Source organism: Halofilum ochraceum (assembly GCF_001614315.2).
GTDB lineage: Bacteria > Pseudomonadota > Gammaproteobacteria > XJ16 > Halofilaceae > Halofilum > Halofilum ochraceum.
Genome location: NZ_LVEG02000008.1, coordinates 22,837 through 41,954 on the forward strand (window position 1 = coordinate 22,837; position 19,118 = coordinate 41,954).

The 19,118-nt window shown below is 67.5% G+C and carries 14 protein-coding genes; 6 read left to right on the forward strand and 8 right to left on the reverse strand.

From position 1 onward, the window contains the following. Positions 1-87: 87 nt before the first annotated feature. The 7 genes from A0W70_RS09610 to A0W70_RS09640 form a co-directional block, all read right to left on the reverse strand. Positions 88-1,470, reverse strand: a complete 1,383-nt coding sequence (locus A0W70_RS09610) for an ABC transporter substrate-binding protein (RefSeq protein ID WP_075109861.1) — start codon at positions 1,468-1,470, stop codon at positions 88-90. Between the two features lie 294 nt (positions 1,471-1,764). Next, positions 1,765-3,108, reverse strand: coding sequence for a sigma-54-dependent transcriptional regulator (locus tag A0W70_RS09615; RefSeq protein ID WP_067561866.1), 1,344 nt, complete (start codon positions 3,106-3,108; stop codon positions 1,765-1,767). Beyond that, on the reverse strand, positions 3,105-6,074 hold the full coding sequence (locus A0W70_RS09620; RefSeq protein ID WP_067561869.1) for an ATP-binding protein: 2,970 nt from the start codon (positions 6,072-6,074) through the stop codon (positions 3,105-3,107). The genes A0W70_RS09615 and A0W70_RS09620 overlap by 4 nt, the downstream gene beginning before the upstream one ends. Next, positions 6,064-6,264 carry a hypothetical protein gene (locus A0W70_RS09625; protein WP_067561874.1) on the reverse strand — a complete coding sequence of 67 codons (201 nt, stop codon included), beginning with the start codon at positions 6,262-6,264 and terminating at the stop codon, positions 6,064-6,066. The genes A0W70_RS09620 and A0W70_RS09625 overlap by 11 nt, the downstream gene beginning before the upstream one ends. 68 nt (positions 6,265-6,332) lie before the next feature. Continuing rightward, positions 6,333-7,262: a tRNA glutamyl-Q(34) synthetase GluQRS gene (gluQRS, locus tag A0W70_RS09630; RefSeq protein ID WP_067561878.1), complete on the reverse strand. Its 930-nt coding sequence runs from the start codon at positions 7,260-7,262 to the stop codon at positions 6,333-6,335. Next, positions 7,259-10,345: an efflux RND transporter permease subunit gene (locus A0W70_RS09635; protein WP_067561882.1), complete on the reverse strand. Its 3,087-nt coding sequence runs from the start codon at positions 10,343-10,345 to the stop codon at positions 7,259-7,261. The genes gluQRS and A0W70_RS09635 overlap by 4 nt, the downstream gene beginning before the upstream one ends. Positions 10,346-10,351: 6 nt before the next feature. Further along, entirely contained in the window at positions 10,352-11,371 is a 1,020-nt protein-coding gene (locus A0W70_RS09640; protein ID WP_067561885.1) for an efflux RND transporter periplasmic adaptor subunit, read from the reverse strand. 367 nt (positions 11,372-11,738) lie between these two features. On the opposite strand from A0W70_RS09640, the gene A0W70_RS09645 reads away from it, so the two are divergent. Beyond that, positions 11,739-12,389 (forward strand): lysozyme family protein, encoded by a 651-nt coding sequence (locus A0W70_RS09645; RefSeq protein WP_070989121.1) that lies wholly within the window; start codon positions 11,739-11,741, stop codon positions 12,387-12,389. A 361-nt stretch (positions 12,390-12,750) separates the two neighbouring features. Here A0W70_RS09645 and xseA read toward each other — a convergent pair whose 3' ends face one another. Then, positions 12,751-14,157, reverse strand: a complete 1,407-nt coding sequence (gene xseA, locus A0W70_RS09650) for an exodeoxyribonuclease VII large subunit (RefSeq protein ID WP_067561893.1) — start codon at positions 14,155-14,157, stop codon at positions 12,751-12,753. A gap of 227 nt (positions 14,158-14,384) precedes the next feature. Here xseA and A0W70_RS09655 point away from each other — a divergent pair, with 227 nt between their 5' ends. The 5 genes from A0W70_RS09655 to A0W70_RS09675 all read left to right on the forward strand — a co-directional run bounded on the left by A0W70_RS09655 (position 14,385) and on the right by A0W70_RS09675 (position 18,910). Continuing rightward, positions 14,385-15,296, forward strand: coding sequence for an ABC transporter ATP-binding protein (locus A0W70_RS09655; RefSeq protein ID WP_139150821.1), 912 nt, complete (start codon positions 14,385-14,387; stop codon positions 15,294-15,296). Continuing rightward, positions 15,293-16,492 (forward strand): ABC transporter permease, encoded by a 1,200-nt coding sequence (locus A0W70_RS09660; RefSeq protein ID WP_067561900.1) that lies wholly within the window; start codon positions 15,293-15,295, stop codon positions 16,490-16,492. The genes A0W70_RS09655 and A0W70_RS09660 overlap by 4 nt, the downstream gene beginning before the upstream one ends. Further along, the gene (locus A0W70_RS09665) at positions 16,485-16,781 is read left to right on the forward strand and encodes a phosphopantetheine-binding protein (protein ID WP_217495424.1); all 297 of its coding nucleotides are present in this window, start codon (positions 16,485-16,487) and stop codon (positions 16,779-16,781) included. Before A0W70_RS09660 ends, A0W70_RS09665 begins: the two co-directional genes overlap by 8 nt. Before the next feature lie 64 nt (positions 16,782-16,845). Further along, the gene (locus tag A0W70_RS09670; RefSeq protein WP_067561908.1) at positions 16,846-17,997 is read left to right on the forward strand and encodes a beta-ketoacyl synthase N-terminal-like domain-containing protein; all 1,152 of its coding nucleotides are present in this window, start codon (positions 16,846-16,848) and stop codon (positions 17,995-17,997) included. After that, positions 17,987-18,910 carry a beta-ketoacyl-[acyl-carrier-protein] synthase family protein gene (locus tag A0W70_RS09675; RefSeq protein ID WP_067561911.1) on the forward strand — a complete coding sequence of 308 codons (924 nt, stop codon included), beginning with the start codon at positions 17,987-17,989 and terminating at the stop codon, positions 18,908-18,910. The genes A0W70_RS09670 and A0W70_RS09675 overlap by 11 nt, the downstream gene beginning before the upstream one ends. Positions 18,911-19,118: the final 208 nt, after the last annotated feature.

Sequence of the window (19,118 nt, forward strand, 5' to 3'; positions counted from 1 at the left end):
CGGCGGCTCCGGGGAAACGCCGGCCCGGCGGGCCGGGCCGGCGTCCTTGTCGTGGCGGGGCCCCCGACGGCCCCGGTACGCCCGGGGTCACGCCGGGCGATACGGCCCCAGCTTGCCGGGGAAGGTGTCGACGGGATAGGTGACATCCTCGCGCGGCACCTGCTGGTAGATCTTGAGCAGATCGTACTCGCCTTCCTTCTCCGCCGGGCCTTTGCCCTGCACGACCAGCATGTCCTTGAAGCACTGATGGTCGCCCTTGCGGTAGTGGGCCTCGCCGGGGCCGATACCGGTGATCCGGTGATCCTCGAGGGCCTTGATGACCTCCGGCGGATAGAACGTGCCGGCCCGCTCGCAGGCGTCGGCGTAGAGCAGCGTCTGCACGTAGCAGGTCTGCGCGGCCTGTGACGGCGGGAAGCCGTATTCCGCCTCGAAGGTCTTGGTGAAGGCCTGCGAGCCTTCATCCTCGAGCGCCCAGTTCCATGCGGTGGAACCGAACACGCCATCGATGTTCTCGGCGCCGGCGCCCTGTGCCATCAGGCGGCTGTAGAGCGGCACGACGATCTGCATGTCCTTGCCGTTCTTCTGCATGTCGCGCATGCCGAACTGCACCGCCTGGGTCAGCGAGTTGACCATGTCCTGGCCGTAGTGGTTCAGGACCAGCACGTCGGCATCGGAGTTCAGTACCTGCGTGAGGAACTGTGAATAATCCGAGCTCCCGAGCGGCGTCATGATGTTGTTCACCGTGGTCCAGCCTTCGGCCTCGGTGAACTGCTTGATGGAGTCGTACTGGGTGTGGCCCCAGGTGTAGTCCGCCGTCAGGTGATAGGCGCGCCGGTCGGTGCCGTAGGCATCCGCCAGCACGGGGCCGAGCGCCTTGCCGGACATGTAGGCGTTGAAGAAGTGCCGGAAGCCGTAGCGGCGCCGGTCCTTGCCGGTCGTGTCGTTGGAGTGGGTCAGCCCGCACATGTACACGACGCCCATCTCCTGCGCCAGGTACTGCTGGGCGATCGCGGTGGCGCTGGATGACCCGCCACCCCACATGATCACCTTGTCACGCTCGATCATGCGGCGTGCACTGGTGCGCGCGGCGTCCGGATCGGTCTGCGTATCGCCGCTCACGTACTCGACCTTCTTGCCGAGCACGCCCTGGCCGGTCAATTCGTTGGGCGCCATCGTCTCGAGCATGCCGCCGCCGTTGTTCAGGTGCTTCACGGCGAGTTTGTAGGCGCGGAGTTCGTCCGCACCCTCATCGGCATAGGCGCCGGTCTGCGGCACGTTGAACCCGAAGGTGACGGCCTTGCCCTTGACGGGGTAGTTGCCGATCGCCTCGCGCTCCGCCCATGCATTGCGCGTGAACACGGTCGGCCCGGCGCCGGCGATGGCCCCGGTGACGGCACTGGTCTTGAGGAAATCGCGACGGCTGAAGCCCTTGCCGCGATTGTTCTTCGGATCGTCTGGACGGTCGCTCATGCTGCCCCTCCTTTGTTCCCGTGTAACGGGGTCGACCCGGTAACCGGGCCGGATGGGACGGACGTGGATTCGCCCGTTCCGTGTGGATCGTTTGCAAGTGCGGCGTGGCTGCACGCCTGGGACGTATGCCAATAATTCTGATAGCGATTATCGTGCCAGACCAATAACCTCAGCATGAACAGATAGTTGGGACTTTTTCCCGGGGGGTGGAATTATGTGCATGTTACAACTCGTAACAGAGGTCTCGCGTGTACGGGTAGGTCCGTAACGCTTACGTTTATGACGTGCCGGGCGTCATGCGTACTGCCTGCCGGGGCGCGGCAGGTCCATGCGCTGGCGGCGTTCCCAGAGCGCTTTGCGGCTGATACCGAGGCGCTTGGCCAGTTCCGTCTCGGTCAGCGTGTCCTGATGCGTGAGCACGAACTGACGGAAGTATTCGTCCAGACTCAGGTTGAAGGCGGGGGCAGCCCGTTCGGGGGCGCGGTCGTGTTCCACCGGGATGCCGAGCTGTTCGGGTCGGATCTCTTCGTCGTCGCAGAGGATGACCGCCCGCTCGACCGCGTTTTCGAGCTCGCGGACGTTGCCGGGCCAGTCGTAGCGGGCGATCGCGTCCAGTGCCTCTTTCGACAGCCGCGGGGGTGTCCGGTTAGTCGCACGCGCGGCCTTGTCCAGCATGAATTCCGTGAGTTCCCGCAGGTCGTCCTGGCGGTCGCGCAAGGGGTTCAGGCGGACCTCCATCTTCTGCAGGCGGTAGAAAAGGTCGGGCCGGAACAGGCCCTTGGTGGCCATGGCATCGAGGTCGCGGTGTGTCGCGGCGATGAGGCGGATGTCGATCTTTCGGGTCTGTGAGCCGCCCACCGGACGGATCTCGCCGTCTTCGATTACCCGCAGCAGCTGAGCCTGGGCGGCCAGGGGCAGTTCGCCGATTTCGTCGAGGAAGAGTGTGCCGCCGCTGGCCGCTTCCACCAGGCCGATGCGTTTGCCGGTGGCGCCGGTGAAGGCGCCTTTCTCGTGGCCGAAGAGCTCCGATTCGATCAGGCTCTCGGGAATGGCGGCACAGTTGACGGCGATCAGCGGCGCTTCATGGCGCCAGCTCTGTTCATGGATGGCGCGCGCAACCAGTTCCTTGCCGGTACCGGATTCGCCCAGGATCAGGACGGTCATGTCGGTCGGTGCGACGCGGGCGATCCGTTCATGGACCTCGCGCATGGCCGGGCCGGAGCCGACCATTCCGGTGATGGGGTAGTCGCGCTGGATGTCCTGTTTCAGGGCGGCGTTCTGGCGCGACATGCGCTCTTGGCGAAGCGCGCGATCGACGATCATCAGCAGTTCGTCGTGGTCGAAGGGCTTGGCGATGTAATCCACGGCACCGCGTTTCATCGAATCCACGGCGGACTGCACGCTGGCGTAACTCGTCATGACCAGCACTGGAACGTCCGGTGCGTGTTCGATGATGTCCGTGCCGTCGGCACCGGGCAGCTTGAGATCCGCGATGATGAAATCGAAGTGCTCCGGCGCGCACGCGCGGGCAGTCGGCAGATCGCCCGCGGTCTGGACCTCGTGGCCGTGATGCTCCAGCAGGCGCTGAAGCGCGTCACGGATGACCTGTTCGTCGTCGATGACCAGGATTCGACTCATGCATGGGCCCCTTCGTCGGCTGATGCAACGGGCGTCGCGATCGGCAGGTACACGACCACGCGCGTACCGCATTCGCTGCGCGGCGCGATGCTGATGCTGCCGCCGTGCTCGCTGATGATCGAATGGATCAGCGAGAGCCCGAGTCCGGTCCCCTCGCCGACGTCTTTGGTGGTGAAAAACGGATCGAATACGCGGTCGGTATGTTCCGGATCAATACCGATGCCCTCGTCGATCACCTCGATGCGCACCCGTTCGGGATCGTCGGTCGCTGCCCGGACGGTGACGGTCGCGCCACCGGGGGATGCGTCCGCGGCGTTGGTCAGCAGGTTCACGAACACCTGCTGAAGCAGTTGTGGATCGCCCGGTACGACGAGTGACGCGGGGCATTCGTTGACGAACTCGATATCGCGCGCGGCGCGGGCGAGCTGAACCAGGTGGATCGCCTCATCGATCGCCCGGGAGAGCTCGACATCGCGCCGGTCCAGCGGGCGTGGACGCCCGCCGTGCGAGAACGCCAGCAGCGAGTCGACAATGGCCGATATGCGGCGCGTCTGTTCGAGGATGGCGCGCGCGGTCTCACGGCGGTGCTCGGGCGTGTCGTCATAATCCAGGTTCTGGGTGAGGCTGGCGATCCCGGTCAACGGATTGCCGATCTCGTGGGCCAGTCCGGAGGCGAGGCGGCCGATTGATGCCAGGCGCTCGCTGTGGCGCAGCTCTGTCTCCAGGTGTTCCAGTTCGGTGCGGTCTTCGACCAGCAGTACGGTGCCGCCGTGGCCGTGCGCGCGAGCGGTGTCCGGATGACCGATGCTGGCCTTGTGCAGGTTGCACCAGCGTTCCGAGTCGTCGCGATCGAGGCGCAGTTTGAAGCGGTGGTCGTCATCGGCCTCGGCGAAGTCCGCCAGGCCGTGCGCCCAGGGTGTATCCAACTGGCGCAGGTGTTTGCCGATGGCTCTGTGGCCGGGGATGCCGGACAGCTGCACCATCGCCTGGTTCCAGATCACGACTTCGCCGTCGGGGGCGAGGGAGCAGACGCCCAGGGGCAGTTCGTGCAGGACGTCGCGATGGTAGCGCTGCAGCGAGTGGAGCTGGGCGGTCAGTCCGCGCAGGCGATCGCGCGAGTCCGCCAGCCGTTCTTCCATGTAGCGCATGCCCTCGGCGAGCGCGATATGCGAGCGCTGCCTGAGCTGCAGACGATCGTCGACGATCAGCTGGGCGAGACCGGGGCCGACCAGGCCGGACAGGTTGCGGTGGATCTGCTCACGCAGCAGGCGCAGGTCGGTCGCCCGCAGGTCCTGCTCTTCCATGTCGAGTTCGGCGAGTGCCTTGCGGACCTCGGTGTGGGCGGTCTCCTCACCGATGAGGCGGGCGAGCCGCCGCACGAAGTCCTCCGGAGAGGCGGCGGCGACCCGGCCGGCCAGCGGCATCAGGCGCTGCTCGGCGCAGGCGCGGGCCGCCTTTGCCTCGGCCTCGCCGGGGCGAGTCAGTAGTGAGCCGATCACGAAGCCGAGGGTGTTGACCGCCAGCGACCAGAAGGTCGAAGCCGTCCACAGGCTGGTCCCCTCGGGCGCCAGCAGCGCGGCCAGATCGGCCTCGCCGCCGAGCGAACCGGCTTGACCGATGAGGGGCAGGATCAGCATCGCGAACCAGATGGTCGCGCCGCCGATCAGCCCCACGGTGAACCCGACCGCCGTGGCGCGGCGCCAGAACAGGACACCGACGATCCCGGGCAGCAGCTGGGCAGCGGCCACGAACGAGATCAGGCCCAGCTGGACCAGGCCCTGGTTGTGCACCATGACGAGGTAGAACCCATAGGCCGCCAGGACGATCAGGGCGATCAGGATGCGTTTGCCCCAGAGGACCTGGCGGTAGAGATGCGTCTGTTGGCGGAACCCGCGGAACCGCAGGGGCAGCACCAGGTGATTCATGCACATCGATGCCAGTGCGAGCGTGCTGACGATCACCATCGCGCTGGCGGCGGACAGGCCGCCGATGAAGGTGGCCACCGGCAGCAGTTCGAAGCCGGATTCCAGTGTGATCGCCAGACCGTAGTAGTCGGGAGGCGCGTTCGGGGTGAGCTGGCGCCCGGCCCAGAGAATCGGAATGATGGGCAGGTTCAGCAGCAGCAGATACAGCGGAAACAGCCAGCTTGCACGGCGCAGGCCACCGGGGCCGGTATTCTCCGTGAAGGCCATGTGGAACTGACGCGGCAACAGGAAGGCGGCGCCGAAGGCGAGCACGATCAGCGTCAGCCACGGGCCCTCGGCGACCGGCCGGTAGAGTTCCGCCGTCGCCTCGGGGTGGCGCGCGGTCCAGTCACTGAATGCCGCCGGACCCCCGAATACGCCCCAGACGGCGAATGCGCCCACCGCGAGTAGCGCGACCAGCTTGACGGCCGACTCGAAAGCGATCGCGGCGACCAGACCGCTGTGTTTCTCGCGCGGGGTGAGGTGGCGCGCGCCGAACAGGATGGCGAATACGATCAGCGTGCCGCAGAAGGCCAGTCCGGCCTCATGGGGTGCCGGGCGCTGTGTGAGGACCTGCACCGACTGGATGACGGCGTGAATCTGCAGCGACAGGTACGGCAGGATGCCGATCAGCATGAACCCCGTGACCAGGAAACCGGTGCCCGCGCCGGGAAACCGGAACGCGAACAGATCCGCGATCGAGGTGAGCTGGTATTCGCGCACCAGCCGCAGGATCGGCATCAGCAGGACCGGCGTCAGCAGGAAGGCGATGGTGACGCCGAGATAGATGGTCAGGAAGTTGAAGCCCGACTCGTGGGCGAAGCCGACGCTGCCGTAGAAGGTCCAGGAGCTGGCGTAGACGCCGAGCGAGAGGGTGACGGTGATCGGGTGTCGGATCAGACCGCCCGGCAACCAGCCATGCTCGGCCAGCCATGCGATCAGGAACAGCAGCGCCAGATACGCGACGCCGACCGCGAGGAGTTGCCACGGCTCAAGCGTCATCGTCGCCCTCGAACCGATCGTAGGTGGCGACAAGACCGATCAGCAGGGCCCAGAGCAGGAACGGGACCAACCAGTGCAGGCCGGCCCGCGCCCACCAGGCCGTCAGTGGCGAAAAGAACAGGAACAGCGCAAGCAGTAGCAGCAGGATCACGAGATCCGGGCGGCCTCTGCTGGAATCCGGATCGCTCATACGCGCCTGACCGGTCTTAAGCGTTACCTAAGGTAACGTCCCCCGGGCGTCGCCGGCAACCGGCGGTTTCAGGCCCCTTCCCGGCGCAGACCGCCACCCGGCCCGCCGGCCACGAGACGCTCGCCCGGCGGGATGCGGGTCTCCTCCCAGCGCGGGAGCGCCCAGGCGAGGAATTCCGCTGGGGTGTCGGGTGTCTCGGGCGGTGCCGTCTGCCCCAGGAAACACCAGGCATCGACGAGCGGGGTGACTGGATCGTGCGCCGGATCCACGGCCTGGGCGCCGGTCTGTTTGCTCAGCTTGTCAGTGCCGTCCGGGGTCATCATCACCGGCAGGTGGGCCCAGGCGGGCGCGGGCAGGTCGAGCTGGCGCTGGAGTTCGTTCTGGATCACCGCGGCCGGCAGGAGGTCGCTGCCGCGCACGATGTCGGTGACCCCGAGGAACGCGTCGTCGACGGTGGTGGCGAGGTGATAGCCGGTCACCCCGTTGCGCCGGCGCACGATCACGTCACCGATCCGGTCGGCATCGGTGGACCAGGTGCCCTGGATGCGGTCCGCGATCTCGTGTCGGCCTGCGGGCAGCCGCAGTCGCAGAGCGGCGGCGCGCTCCGGATGGGTGGGGCCCCCGCGGCAGGTCCCTGCGTAGATCGCGCCGAGCGGCCCGTACCGCGCTCCGGCGCCAATCTCGCGTCGGGTACAGGTGCAGCGGTACACCGCGCCGCTCGCTTTGAGCCGGTCCAGCGCGGCGGCGTAGGCATCGCCACGCTCGCTCTGGTACAGCACGGGGCCATCCCAGGTCAGCCCAAAGGCCTCGAGCTGCACCTGGATGGTGTTGGTCATGGCCGCGATGCTGCGGTCGGGATCCAGGTCGTCGATGCGCAGATGCCAGCGGCCGCCGGTGGCACGGGCGCTCAGCCAGCTGCCGAGCGCGGCGATCAGCGATCCGAAATGCAGTGGCCCGGTCGGCGAGGGCGCGAAGCGGCCGATGATCCGCCCGTTCATGATCGCCGTACCCGCCAGGAGCGTTTCATGCTCATGCCGTACAGGGTAGGGATGACGAACAGCGTCAGCAGCGTCGACACGACAAGGCCCCAGACGATCGCCGTCGCGACCGGTCCCCAGAGCAGCGACTCACCGCCGAGGCCGGCCGCGAGGGAGAACAGGCCGGCGACCGTCGTGGTCGAGGTGATCAGGATCGGGATGACCCGGCGCCGGGCCGCGAACAGCGTCGCATGCGTGAGCGACATACCGCGGTCCAGCCGTTCGTTGGCGGCGGAAACCAGCACGATGGCGGCGTTCACCGCGATACCGGCCAGCGCGATGATCCCGTACATGGTGAACAGCGACAGCGGGTTGCCGGTCGCGATCAGCCCGGCGGTAACGCCGGTGAAGGCCATGGGGACCGTGGTCAGGATCATCAGGGGCTGGAAATAGCTCCGGAACTGGGTGCCGAGGATCAGATACATCAGGCCCAGACCGAACAGGAAGAGGATCCCCATCGAGTTGAGGCTCTCCTGAATATCGTCCAGCAGGCCGGAGAAATCCAGCGATACATCGGGGTGGCGCGAGCGGATGTCCTCCCATTCCTCACGGATCCAGTCGTTCGCCTCGATGGTATCCATCTGCGTCTTGTCGAGATTGGCCTCGACCGTAATCGTGCGCCGGAAGTCGTAATGGTTGATGGAGGCCAGCCCGGGGCTGCGTTCGACATCGACCAGCTCGCGCAGCGGCACTCGGCCGCCGTCCGGTGTCGGCAGGGCGATCTCCAGGACCTCATCGATCGACTGCAGGGTGCTGTCGCGCCCGGCGAAGACGCGGATCTCGCGTTCCTCGCCGGCGTCCTGGAAGGCGGTGGCGATCTCGCCGTCCACCATGAGCTTGACCGTGCGCGCGACGCGCGCGGTCGACACGCCAGCCCGGCGCGCCGCCTGCGCATCGACATCGACGTCGAGCGTCATCTGCCCGCTCGTGTCGTCATCGGATATGTCGCGAATGGCGTCGTTGCGCTCCATCAGGGCCTTGAGATCCGCGACGGCGGCGCGCAGATCGTCGAAGTCATCGCCGCGGACCTTGACGCTGATCGGGTTGGTCGCCGGCGGCCCACCCGCGATCTCGAGGAACGTGACGGATTCCGGGCCGGGCAGCGACGCGACCCGCGGCCGCAGATCACCGATCATCGTCTCGACATCGCGCAGTTCCCCATTGTCGGGATTGAGCGCGACCAGCACCTGACCGTAATGCTCCCCGCGCCGTGGGGAGGTGTCCGTGTACTGACGGCCGGCGTAGCTGACGATGGCGCGGACCTCGCCCTCGCGCACGCCGGCGCGGATGCGCTCCTCGACCTCCCGGGTCTGCTCCAGCGTGTTCGCGAGTGGCGTGCCGACCGGCATCTCGATGTTCACGTAGAACAGCCGGATCGGATCGCTGGCGAAGAAGTCGCGGCGGATGCCGGTCTCGGTCGCGACCGCCGCGGCCGCCAGTCCGACCAATACGACGCCGATCACCAGCATGCGCCCGGGTGCCCGCATGATCCGCGCCAGCAGGCCGGTATAGAGGCTGCGGATCCGTCGCAGCGTGCGGCGGCGCAGCCGCTGGACGCGGGAGGGGCGGTTGAGATCGATGCGGGCCGCAGCGATATGCGCCGGCAGCATCCAGAAGGCCTCGATCAGGCTGATCAGCAGCGCGGTGGTCACCACCAGCGGGACGATGTACATGAACTTGCCGAGGATGCCCGGCAGCAGCATCAGCGGCAGGAACGCGGCGATCGTCGTCGCCACCGCGGTAACGACCGGGGTGCCCACCTCGCGGATGCCATCGATGGCCGCATCCAGCGCCGCCGCGCCGCGCTCCATGCGGTAATAGATCGATTCGACGACGACGACCGCATCGTCGACCAGCATGCCGAGCGCGATCACGACGCCCAGCAGGACCGTGACGTTGAGCGTCTGATCCAGCCCCCAGAGCGCCCAGAAGGTGCCCGCCAGGATGAACGGGATCGCGATCGCGGTCAGGAGCGAGATCCCGGTCCCGAGGAACAGCCAGGCCACCAACAGCACCAGGCCGAGGCCGATCAGCAGGTTGGTCTGCATGATCGACAGGGCCTCGCGCGTGATCTCGGTGCGGTCATCGGCGACGATGAGCCGGGCACCGGTGCTGTCGCTGAGGGCGTTGCGCTCGTCGACGTACGCGTTGATCCGCTCGACCAGTGTGAGTGTGTTCGCCTGTCCCTCTTTGCTGACGCCCAGCATCACGGCCGGCTGGCCACCGTAGCGCACCAGTTCCGCGTTCTCGCTGCGTCCGCGTGCGACCGTTGCGAGGCGATCGAGCGGGACCTCGCCGCGGAGCGTCTCCACCGGTATCGAACCGAGATTCTCAGGGTCGCCCGAAGTCCCGGTGATACTCACCAGCCAGCCCTGGTCGCCGACCTCGATACCGCCGGCCGCGAGGTCGCGCGCGTAACTGCGCACGGTGTCGACGAGATCGCCCGGGGCGATGCCGTGTGCTTCGACCGCGGCCGGATCGAAGCGAACGTGGAGTTCGGGTTCGTTGAGGCCGGTGGCGAGCACCTGATCGACCCCGCGCATCCGTTGCAGGTCCTCGAGTGTCGACTGCGCCTGTCGTCGCAGCTGCTCGCCGTCGCCGGGGGTCGTGACGATGACCGTCGCGGTGGGAAACGCGTTGGCGGTCGTGATCTCGGTGATGTCCGGCTCTTCGGCGTCGTCGGGCAGTTCATCCTCGGCCGATCGGATCTCGCGCCGCAGATCGGCCACGCGCTCGGCGAACCTGGCGTCACTGATGTCCTCGAACCGCACGAGGATCGAGGAGATGCTCTCGCGGCTGGTACTGGAGACGAACTTGACGTCCGATACGCTCTCCAGGGCCCGCTCGAGGGGGTCCGTCACGCGCTTCTCGATGTCGCGTGCCGTCGCACCGGGCAGGATCGTGGTGATGTCGATCCAGTTGAAGTTGATGGTCGGGTCCTGCTGCCGCGGCATCATCAGGTAGCTCGCGATGCCCAGCGCCAGTACCAGCGCGAACGTCACGTTCGCGAGCACATGGTTGTTGAGCAGGCGCCGGTAGAACAACGCGGTTTACTCGATGATCCGCACGCGGTCGCCGTCGTGGAGTCCGTAACGGCCCTCCACGGCGAGACGGGTGTCGGCGGGTAGGCTGGTCGGAGCCGGGCGGCCCTCGATGGCCTTCGGCAGGCTCCGGAAACGGGCGCGGCCGTCAGCGATGATGAAGACCCCAAGGGCGCCATCGCGGCGGATCAGCAGATCCGCCGGAATCGACCGCGGGTGAGCCGTCCAGTGCACGCGCCCGGCCGTGCCGGGGATAGGCGACGCCCCTTCGAATGCGAGCCGCGCCTCGCGCGTCCGGCTGGCGCTGTCGGCGCTCGCGACGATGGTCACCAGGCTCACCGACCAGCGCTCTCCGCCCGCCCGGAACGTGGCGTTACCGGTGGCCTCCAGGGACTTGGCATCGCCGTCGGTGAGTAGTGCGCGCAACTCGAGCCGGTCGGTTGACACTAGTTCCATCAGTGCAGTGCCCGGCTGAACATACGCACCCCGTTCGCCGGTGCGGGCGGTAATCAGCCCGTCGAACGGGGCGTTGACCGAGCAGCGCTCGACATCGCGCCGGGCCATCGCGACACGCGTGCGCTGCGCCCGCAGGTTCGCCCGGAGGGCGTTGCGTTCCGCTTCGGCCTCGTCGAGCTGATCGGCCGAAGCGGCGTTTTCGCGCCGCAGCCGCTCGGTCCGGTCCAGCCGGATACCGGCCAGGCGCAGGCGGGCCTCGAGTTCATCCAGGGTCGCCTCGGCCTGTGCCAGCGCGTCTTCGAAGTCCGTGCAGTCGAGGCGCGCGAGGACATCCCCCGCCGCGACGCGCTCGCCGGTCTCCACGGGGATGGAATCGATCTCGGCCGCGAGCCGGGCGGCGATCGTGGTGCGCGTCAGGGCCTCGACCTCGGCCGGCGCGGAGCGCTCCAGCGGGATGGCGACATCGGCCAGGCGCGCCACGGTGATCGGTCTGCCGTCGTCCTCGTCCGCGGCCGGCAGCGGAGCACCCGCGAACAGTGTCAGTGCAAGCAGGCAGTATCGAACTGGGCGCATCCGTATGCTCCATGCGGCCCGGTCGCAACCGGGAAGGGACGGTGGACTGCGGGATCGGCCGGATTGGGCCGATGCAAGCGTATACCGACCGGGCTCGTGAAAAAACCTCGTCCGGATTCAGGGCCGGCCTTCCGCTCGCGGTTGCCGGGCCGCACGAGGGCGCCGGAGACCGTTGCCGGCAACGGGCCCCGGGACACGCTGGGCATGAATGCTGCAAGCTCACTGGACGCCGGCTCACGGCTTGCGCATGATCCGCGCTCTGCCAGTGGCGGGCGACAGTGCGCGGTCGTGGGGGCAACCGCGGTTGCCCGTAACAAGGAGGCGCGGCGAGGGATACGGTGACGGCACGATGATTCGGGAGCAGGCGATGCGGGTGCGCAGGGTGCTGACGGCAATCGGACAGTCGGTGTGTGCGGCGCTCGTTTTCGCCGCGCTGGCCGCGCCGTCGTCACCGGCACACGCGAACGATCTCGATTTCGACGGCAGTGCCTGGGCACGCGCGGCCGGCCCTCACGGTCTGGACCCGGCGCTGCTGTACGCGCTCACGCTGGTCGAGAGCCGGCGCACGATCGCGCCGGAGATGATCGGCCCATGGCCGTGGGTGATCCGCACCCCGACCGGGGGGTACTGGTTCAATTCACGCGAGCGCGCCGAGCAGGGGCTCGAGGCGGTGCTGGCCAAATGGCCGGCGAAGCGGGTCGATGTCGGTATCGCCCAGGTGAACGTCGGCTGGCATGCGGACCGTTTCGACGATCCGATGAAGCTGCTGGGTATGGAATACAACCTCGAGATCGCGGCCGGTATCCTGGCCGATGCGATCGATTCCACGCGCGACACCGTCATCGGCGTGGGCCGGTACCACCACTGGGCCAGCGAGTCCCGTTCCCGCGCCTATGGCCAACGCGTGTGGTCGACCTACCGCGACGTCACCTTCGGCAACCCCAACCCTGCCGGCCGCTTCCTCCTGGCCACCGAAGCCGACCTTGTCTCGGTCGCCGCTGAACTCGCTCGCGAGTGATCGGGCGAGGTGCCGGGACTGTAAATCTGGAACCACGAATGAACACGAATGAACACGAATGGGGTTGGGGCTCCCGGAGGCTTCTGGAGCTACGCTGTCACGGAGTGGGAGCGCCAGGGAGCAAATTCATAACCAAAAGATGAACTAAAAATGGACGAAAAATAGGCTTTACGGATTGAGGCAAAAGAAAAACAGGCAGCTACAGCTACAACTGCCGCTTCGGTTCAAGCGCTGTAAAAAACACCAAACTACGAACGGGACCATTTTTCGTGCATTTTTAGTCCATTTTTTGGTTATGCATTTTTCGAGATCTGAACAGCGAAGCTCCAGAAGCCTCCGGGAGCCCCAACCCCATTCGTGTTCATTCGTGTTCATTCGTGGTTCTATCGCCGTTCCCGTCACCCGGTTCCGCCCTGGTAACGTCGGCTTCGAGGCGCCCGTGGGCAAGGTGGATGTCGAGGTGCTGGCCGGGTTCGACCTGGCGGGCGTCGGTGATGGCGCGGCCGTCTTCGGCGGCGCGGACGAGGGCGTAGCCGCGGCCGAGGGTGGCGAGCGGGCTGACGGCCTCCAGGGCGCGGGAGAGGGCGGCTACGCGGGCGTCGCGGTGCTTGAGGTCGGCGCGGATCGCGCCGTCGAGGCGGCGGCGGTTGCTGTCCAGGCGTTCGCGCAGGCGCTCGATCCGCGCGAGCGGGGAAGCGCGGCGCAGGCGGGCATCGATCCGTTCCAGCCGCTCACGGCGTGTGGTGATCGCGCGTGTGCCGATGCGCCGCAGGCGTAATTCCAGTTCGTCGCGCCGCTGCTGCAGCTGTTGCAGACGCCGCTCGGGGTGCTGGCGGCGCAGGCGTGATTCGACGTTCCGGCGGCGTTCTTCGCGGCGGCGCAGGGAGGCGCTTGCCGCGGCCTGCAGGCGGCGGCGCAGGCGTTCAAGCGTCTGCAGGAGTTCGCCCGCGTCGGGTACCACCAGTTCGGCCGCGGCGGATGGCGTCGGCGCGCGGACGTCCGCGGCGAAATCCGCGATCGTGACATCCACTTCGTGGCCGACCCCGCTGACGATCGGGATCGGACTGGCAACGACCGCCCGGGCGACCGCTTCCTCGTTGAACGGCCACAGGTCCTCCAGTGAGCCCCCTCCGCGCACGAGCAGCAGCACATCGCAGTCGGCCCGGCGCCCGGCGGTCTCAATCATCCGGGCAATCGCCGGCGCCGCGCGCTCGCCCTGCACCTGGACCGGATAGATCACGACCGGGATCGCGGGGAAACGGCGCGCGAGCACCTTGAGGACGTCGCGCACCGCCGCTCCGGACGCGGAGGTGACGATGCCGATCCGGCGCGGCATGCGCGGTAAACCACGCTTGCGCTCCTGGGCGAACAGGCCTTCCGCGTCGAGGCGTTTTTTCAGTTCCTCGAAGGCACGGGCGAGGGCACCGGCACCGGCCGGCTCCATCTGCTCCACGATCAATTGATAATCGCCGCGGGCCTCGTACAGGCTGACCCGCGCGCGGGCCCGGACCTGCATGCCGGCGTCCGGGCGGAAATCCATCAGGCGATTGCGGCCCCGGAACATGGCGCAGCGCACCTGCGCGTCGCGATCCTTGAGCGAGAAATACAGATGCCCCGAAGCCGGCCGGGCGATATTCGACAGTTCGCCCTCGATCCACACCGCCCCCAGGCCGCCTTCGAGCAGGTCGCGTACGGTGCGGTTCAGTTCGCTGACCGTGAATACGTGGGGGCCTGAATCAGCCGGTGCGGTGCCGGGACGAGTGGCCATTCACTGTTTCCCTTCACTGTTTTCGTGGGTTGGTCCGGACCGGCGGCGCCGTTGCGCCGCGCGGGGGTGGGTGCCTGCTCCGGGCAGCGACGGTTCGCAGCCGGAAACTGGTACGCCTGCGTCCCGCTGCGTACAATCCGGGGCCGCTCGCGCGCCCGCTTTCGTCATCAGGAACCAGCCATATTAACGCCGATACCGCCATCGATGAGAGGGATCCATTGATCTCGGTGGAAGGGCTCACCCACCGTTATCCAGGCATGGAGCGGGATGCCCTGCATGCAGTCGATTTCCAGGTCACGCGCGGCTCCCTGGCCGGCCTGCTGGGGCCGAACGGCGCCGGCAAGAGTACCTTGCTGGCGATCCTGAACGGAGTCACTTCCCTGCAGCAGGGGCGCGTAACGATCGCCGGGCGCACGCCGGCCGAGCGTGGCTGGCTGAAATCCGCCAGCTCGCTGGTGCCCCAGGCCTGCGCCTTCTACGCCACGTTGACCGCGCGCGAAAACCTCGCGTTCTTCGCCGGCGTCCATGGCTTGACGGGGAACCGGTGGCGCGAGGGCCTCGAATACTGCGTGGAGGTCGCCGGACTCGGCGACGTGCTCGACCAGCGCGCGGGTACGCTCTCCGGCGGGCTCCAGCGGCGGCTGAATCTTGCGGTCGGGCTGATCAATCGCCCGCAAATCCTGTACCTCGACGAGCCCACGGTCGGTGTCGATGCCGAGTCGCGGCGATGCATCACCGCCGCCATCGCGACGCTGCGGCGCGACGGTACGACGATCGTTTACACCTCGCACTATATGGAGGAGGTCGAGGCCCTCTGCGACCATCTGACCGTCATCGATCAGGGACGAACGGTCGCCGCCGGGGCTACCGATGAACTGCTGGAGCGCTTCGGCGGTACCTCGATGGTGGTGACGCTGCGCTCGATCCCCACGGCGGATCTCGATGCGGCGCTGCAGCCGTGGTCGCCGGTATGGCTGGACGCGCGCCGGGTGCGCCTGGAGGCCACCGATACCGTGGCCGCGACCGCGATCATGCGCGCGCTGGATGGGCAGGGCGTGGCGATCGAGCGCATTCGTTACGGAGTGGAACGGCTGGAGGACGTGTATCTGCGCCTGCTCCGCCACCGGGAGGCGGCATGAAACGGCTGGTGGTGGCGGCCTGTGCGCGGAAGGAGATGCTCCTGCTGTGGCGCGATCCGCAGACCCTGCTGCTGCTGTTCCTGATGCCCGCGGTGTTTATCCTCGTCATGTCGCTGGCGCTGCAGGACCGGTTCGAGCAGGGCGGTGGCACGGTGGCGACCGCGCTGGTGGTCAACGAGGACGACAGTGACAGTGCCGGCACGGTCATCGAGTCGCTGCGGCGCAACGAGGGTTTCGAGGTGGTCGAGCTCGAGGGCCCGGTCGACGACGACGCGTTCCGCGAACGCATCCACGCCCGCGACGCCGGCTTTGGCCTGCGGATCGACGCCGGTTTCGAGCAGGCCGTGTACGCGGACGGTGGAGAGCCGGCGAGGCATGTTCATGTCCTCGTGGCCCCCAAGATCGACCGGCAGCGCGAGGCCCTGCTGGTGGCCGCCGTGCGCCAGGGGCTCGGCCAGGCCCGCATGGAGGCGCTGTCGGAGCGACTGGCGCCGCTGGTCCAGTTCGATGCGGGCGGTATCGGCGCCGACCTTGATGTCGCCTACCTGTACGGCGGTGAGCGCGACGGCGCCGCGCCATCCTCCGTCCAGCAGAACGTCCCGGCCTGGCTCGTCTTCGGCATCTTTTTCGTGGTGATACCGCTGTCGAATACGATGATCCGGGAGCGCCAGTCGGGTACGGAGCAGCGTCTGCGCACGACGCCGGCCGGTGCGGCACCGATCCTGGCGGGCAAACTGCTCCCGTATTTCGCGTTGAATCAATTGCAGGCGGTGGCGATGCTGCTGGTCGGTCTGTTGCTGGTGCCGGCGCTCGGCGGCGCGGCGCTCGAGGTCGCCGGCGTCCCCGTGGCGACGCTGCTGCTGATGGCGGTCGCGGTGAGCGTGGCGGCGCTGGGATACGCGCTGCTGGTGGCGGCGCTGTCGTCGACCACCGAACAGGCGGCGATGCTCGGCGGTGGCGGCAATATTATACTGGCGGCCATCGGTGGCATCATGGTGCCGGAATTCGTCATGCCGCCGGCCCTCCAGGCCGTGACCCGGCTGTCACCGATGGCCTGGGGCCTCGACGGATTCCTTCTGGCTTTTCTCGAGCGCGCCGGACCCGCCGAAGTCCTCGGCTACGCGGGCGCGCTGATCGCCTTCGGATTGGCCGGTGTCGCACTGGCCGGCTGGCGCCAGGCGCGCCGCAGTGAGTGAACGACGGGATGACGCGATGACCGGGACGGAGACGGAAGATCTGAATGCCGCGCTCAAGGCATTGATCGTCGAGGAATGTGACAAGGATGTGCCGCCGGAGAGCATCGGGGACGACGACGTCCTGATCGGTGGCGCCCTGGATCTGGATTCGCTCGACGCATTGCAGATTTGTATCGCTGTGCAGAATCGCTACGGTGTGCGGATCAAGGCGGGTCCCGAGGCGCGGCGAGCGCTGGAGAGCGTCAACACGCTCGCCCGGACTATCCGCGAGCGCCAGCCGGCCGCCTGATGCGCGCGTGTCGCCGGACCCACTTGCTCGGGATCGATCGCGCGGTGGCCGCAGGGGGCTGCCGATGAGGCGTGCGTGGTTCGTCGGCGGTGGCGCGCATACGGCCCTGGGCACGGACCTGGCCGCCGCGGTCGGCGCGTTCGATCAGTTGAGCGAGCCCGTACGCGTGCCGCTGCAGTACGGTGATGCCACCGACGAGATTCCCTATCGCCTGCTGGCGGATCGCCCGCTGGAGCGGCTCGAGGAGCGCCTGTACGAGGTCCTGGCCGGCGTGATCGAGCGCGCGCTCGACGAGGCTGCGATCAGCGCCGATGAGCGGCTGCGCATGGGGCTCTTCCTGGGCAGTTCGTCGGCCGATGTGTCCGTGTCCGAGGCCCGATTCCGGCGTGAACTCGCGGAAACCGACGATGCGATCGCGCTGATCGCGAGCAACAGTATCGCCAATCTCGCGCTGCATCTGCGGCGGCGTTTCGGTCTGCGGGGCCCCGACTACAGCTTCAATACCGCATGCACGGCGAGCGCCAATGCGCTCGTGACGGCGTCGGACATGATCGCCCGGGGCCGGCTCGATAACGCGCTGGTGGTCGGCGTGGAGCTGTTCAACGTGGTGACCGCCGCCGGTTTCCAGAGCCTGGGACTGCTGGCACCGGGGAACATGCGGCCGTTCGACCGCGACCGTGATGGGCTCACGCCCGGCGAGGGCTGCTCCGCGCTGGTCCTGTCGGCCCGCCAGCGCTCGCCCGACGACCTGTATCTCCGCGGTGCGGCCACACTCTGCGACACCTACAGCATGTCGACCACCAACCCCGACGGCTCGACCGTCGCGACGGTGATCGAACGCGCGATCGAACGCGCCTGCGTGCCATCCTCGGAGATCGCCGCGATCAAGGTGCATGGCACGGCGAGCCTGCACTCGGATGAGGCCGAGGCCGCGGGCATGCAGGCCGTGTTCGATCGGGTACCGCCGATCTTCGCGCTCAAGCCGCATATCGGCCATACGCTCGGCGCCTGTGGTCTGAATGAATTGCTCCTGTTCCGCGCGGCCGCCGCGCAGGGCGTCCTGCCGGGCACGCCGGGGATCGCCTCGCCGGAGCGCAGCGATTCGGGTCTCGCCCTCAATCAGCGCAACCGCGCGATCGACCCCGGCCACTTCATGCTCAATTACTTCGGGTTCGGCGGCAACAATACGTCGCTGATCGTTTCCAATGTCGATTGAAAGCCCGCGACACCAGGTCTGGATACGGGGCACCGGCGATTATCGCGAGGCCGTCGAAGGGGATACGCCGGCGCCGCTGAAGACGCTGGTCCAGGAATCGCTGGGCGTGCCGGTCCGTCGGATCGGGCGTTTCATCCAGCTCGCGCTGATCGGCGCGGGACGCTGCGCGGGCGATCGCACGCCGGGCTCCGACACCGCCGTTTATATGAGTTCGGCGCGTGGCGACCTGGAGACGACGCTCGATGTGGTGGAGACCCTGTTCCGGCACGGCATGCCGCCGATGCCGCTCAGTTTCGTCAACACGGTCAGCAACGCGCCGTGCTATTACGTCGCCCGCCACTTCGACCTCGCCGGGCGCAGCAACTTCGTCTGCAGCCGCAGCTTCGCCTTCGAGTCCGTGCTCGATCTGGCCCTTCTGGATATCGAATCGGGGTACATGGATTCGGCCCTGGTGGGGTCGGTGGATATCGCGACCAGCCCCGTTTCGGACCATCGGCGCCGTCTGCAGATCGGCCGCGACGAACCGATCGCCGAGGGCAGTCACTGGATTTGGCTGTATGCGGGCGAATGCCCGGAAGACGCGATCGGCGAACTGGTGGCCGCGCGTGAATTCGGCGATCGCGACGAACTGATCGAGTGGCTGACCGCGCAGCCGTTGCCGATCCCGGATACCTGCATGGCTGCGGGCCAGTTCGCCGCCCGCGAGGACATCGCCACCGTGCGCGAGGCGACCGGCATCGAACGCCGCTTCGAACCGCCGAAATCCCCGGGCTTCTACGACAGCCAGAGCGGCGGCACCATCAACGCCTTCCTGCACCAGGGCCGCCAGCGTTGGCTCGTCCACATCAACGGCGAAATCGACGGCGCCCGCTGCACGGCCACGATCGTCCGACGCCTGGATCGGGCGGCCTGAACCCTGAAAGTCAAAGGCGCCTCACGCAGAGCCGCAGAGCGCGCGGAGAGAACGTCAAAATCGTTTTCTCGCCAAGACGCCAAGCGCGCCAAGGAAAATTCATAAAGGGCCTGAATCATCGAAATTGAATGGTGTAACGAGGGATTGGCCGCATTGCCGATTAGCTCGGACGGAGGCTAAGCGGTAGGCGGCGATGTCGGCATCCCCG

What these genes read in the sequence shown, in the direction of transcription:
- A0W70_RS09625 (WP_067561874.1), bottom strand. Translation starts at nt 6,264, where the DNA reads ATGAGCGATCCGGATTCCAGCAGAGGCCGCCCGGATCTCGTGATCCTG.
- A0W70_RS09670 (WP_067561908.1), top strand. Translation starts at nt 16,846, where the DNA reads ATGAGGCGTGCGTGGTTCGTCGGCGGTGGCGCGCATACGGCCCTGGGC.
- A0W70_RS09640 (WP_067561885.1), bottom strand. Translation starts at nt 11,371, where the DNA reads ATGCGCCCAGTTCGATACTGCCTGCTTGCACTGACACTGTTCGCGGGT.
- A0W70_RS09610 (WP_075109861.1), bottom strand. Translation starts at nt 1,470, where the DNA reads ATGAGCGACCGTCCAGACGATCCGAAGAACAATCGCGGCAAGGGCTTC.
- A0W70_RS09620 (WP_067561869.1), bottom strand. Translation starts at nt 6,074, where the DNA reads ATGACGCTTGAGCCGTGGCAACTCCTCGCGGTCGGCGTCGCGTATCTG.
- xseA (WP_067561893.1), bottom strand. Translation starts at nt 14,157, where the DNA reads ATGGCCACTCGTCCCGGCACCGCACCGGCTGATTCAGGCCCCCACGTA.
- A0W70_RS09615 (WP_067561866.1), bottom strand. Translation starts at nt 3,108, where the DNA reads ATGAGTCGAATCCTGGTCATCGACGACGAACAGGTCATCCGTGACGCG.
- A0W70_RS09645 (WP_070989121.1), top strand. Translation starts at nt 11,739, where the DNA reads ATGCGGGTGCGCAGGGTGCTGACGGCAATCGGACAGTCGGTGTGTGCG.
- A0W70_RS09660 (WP_067561900.1), top strand. Translation starts at nt 15,293, where the DNA reads ATGAAACGGCTGGTGGTGGCGGCCTGTGCGCGGAAGGAGATGCTCCTG.
- gluQRS (WP_067561878.1), bottom strand. Translation starts at nt 7,262, where the DNA reads ATGAACGGGCGGATCATCGGCCGCTTCGCGCCCTCGCCGACCGGGCCA.
- A0W70_RS09675 (WP_067561911.1), top strand. Translation starts at nt 17,987, where the DNA reads ATGTCGATTGAAAGCCCGCGACACCAGGTCTGGATACGGGGCACCGGC.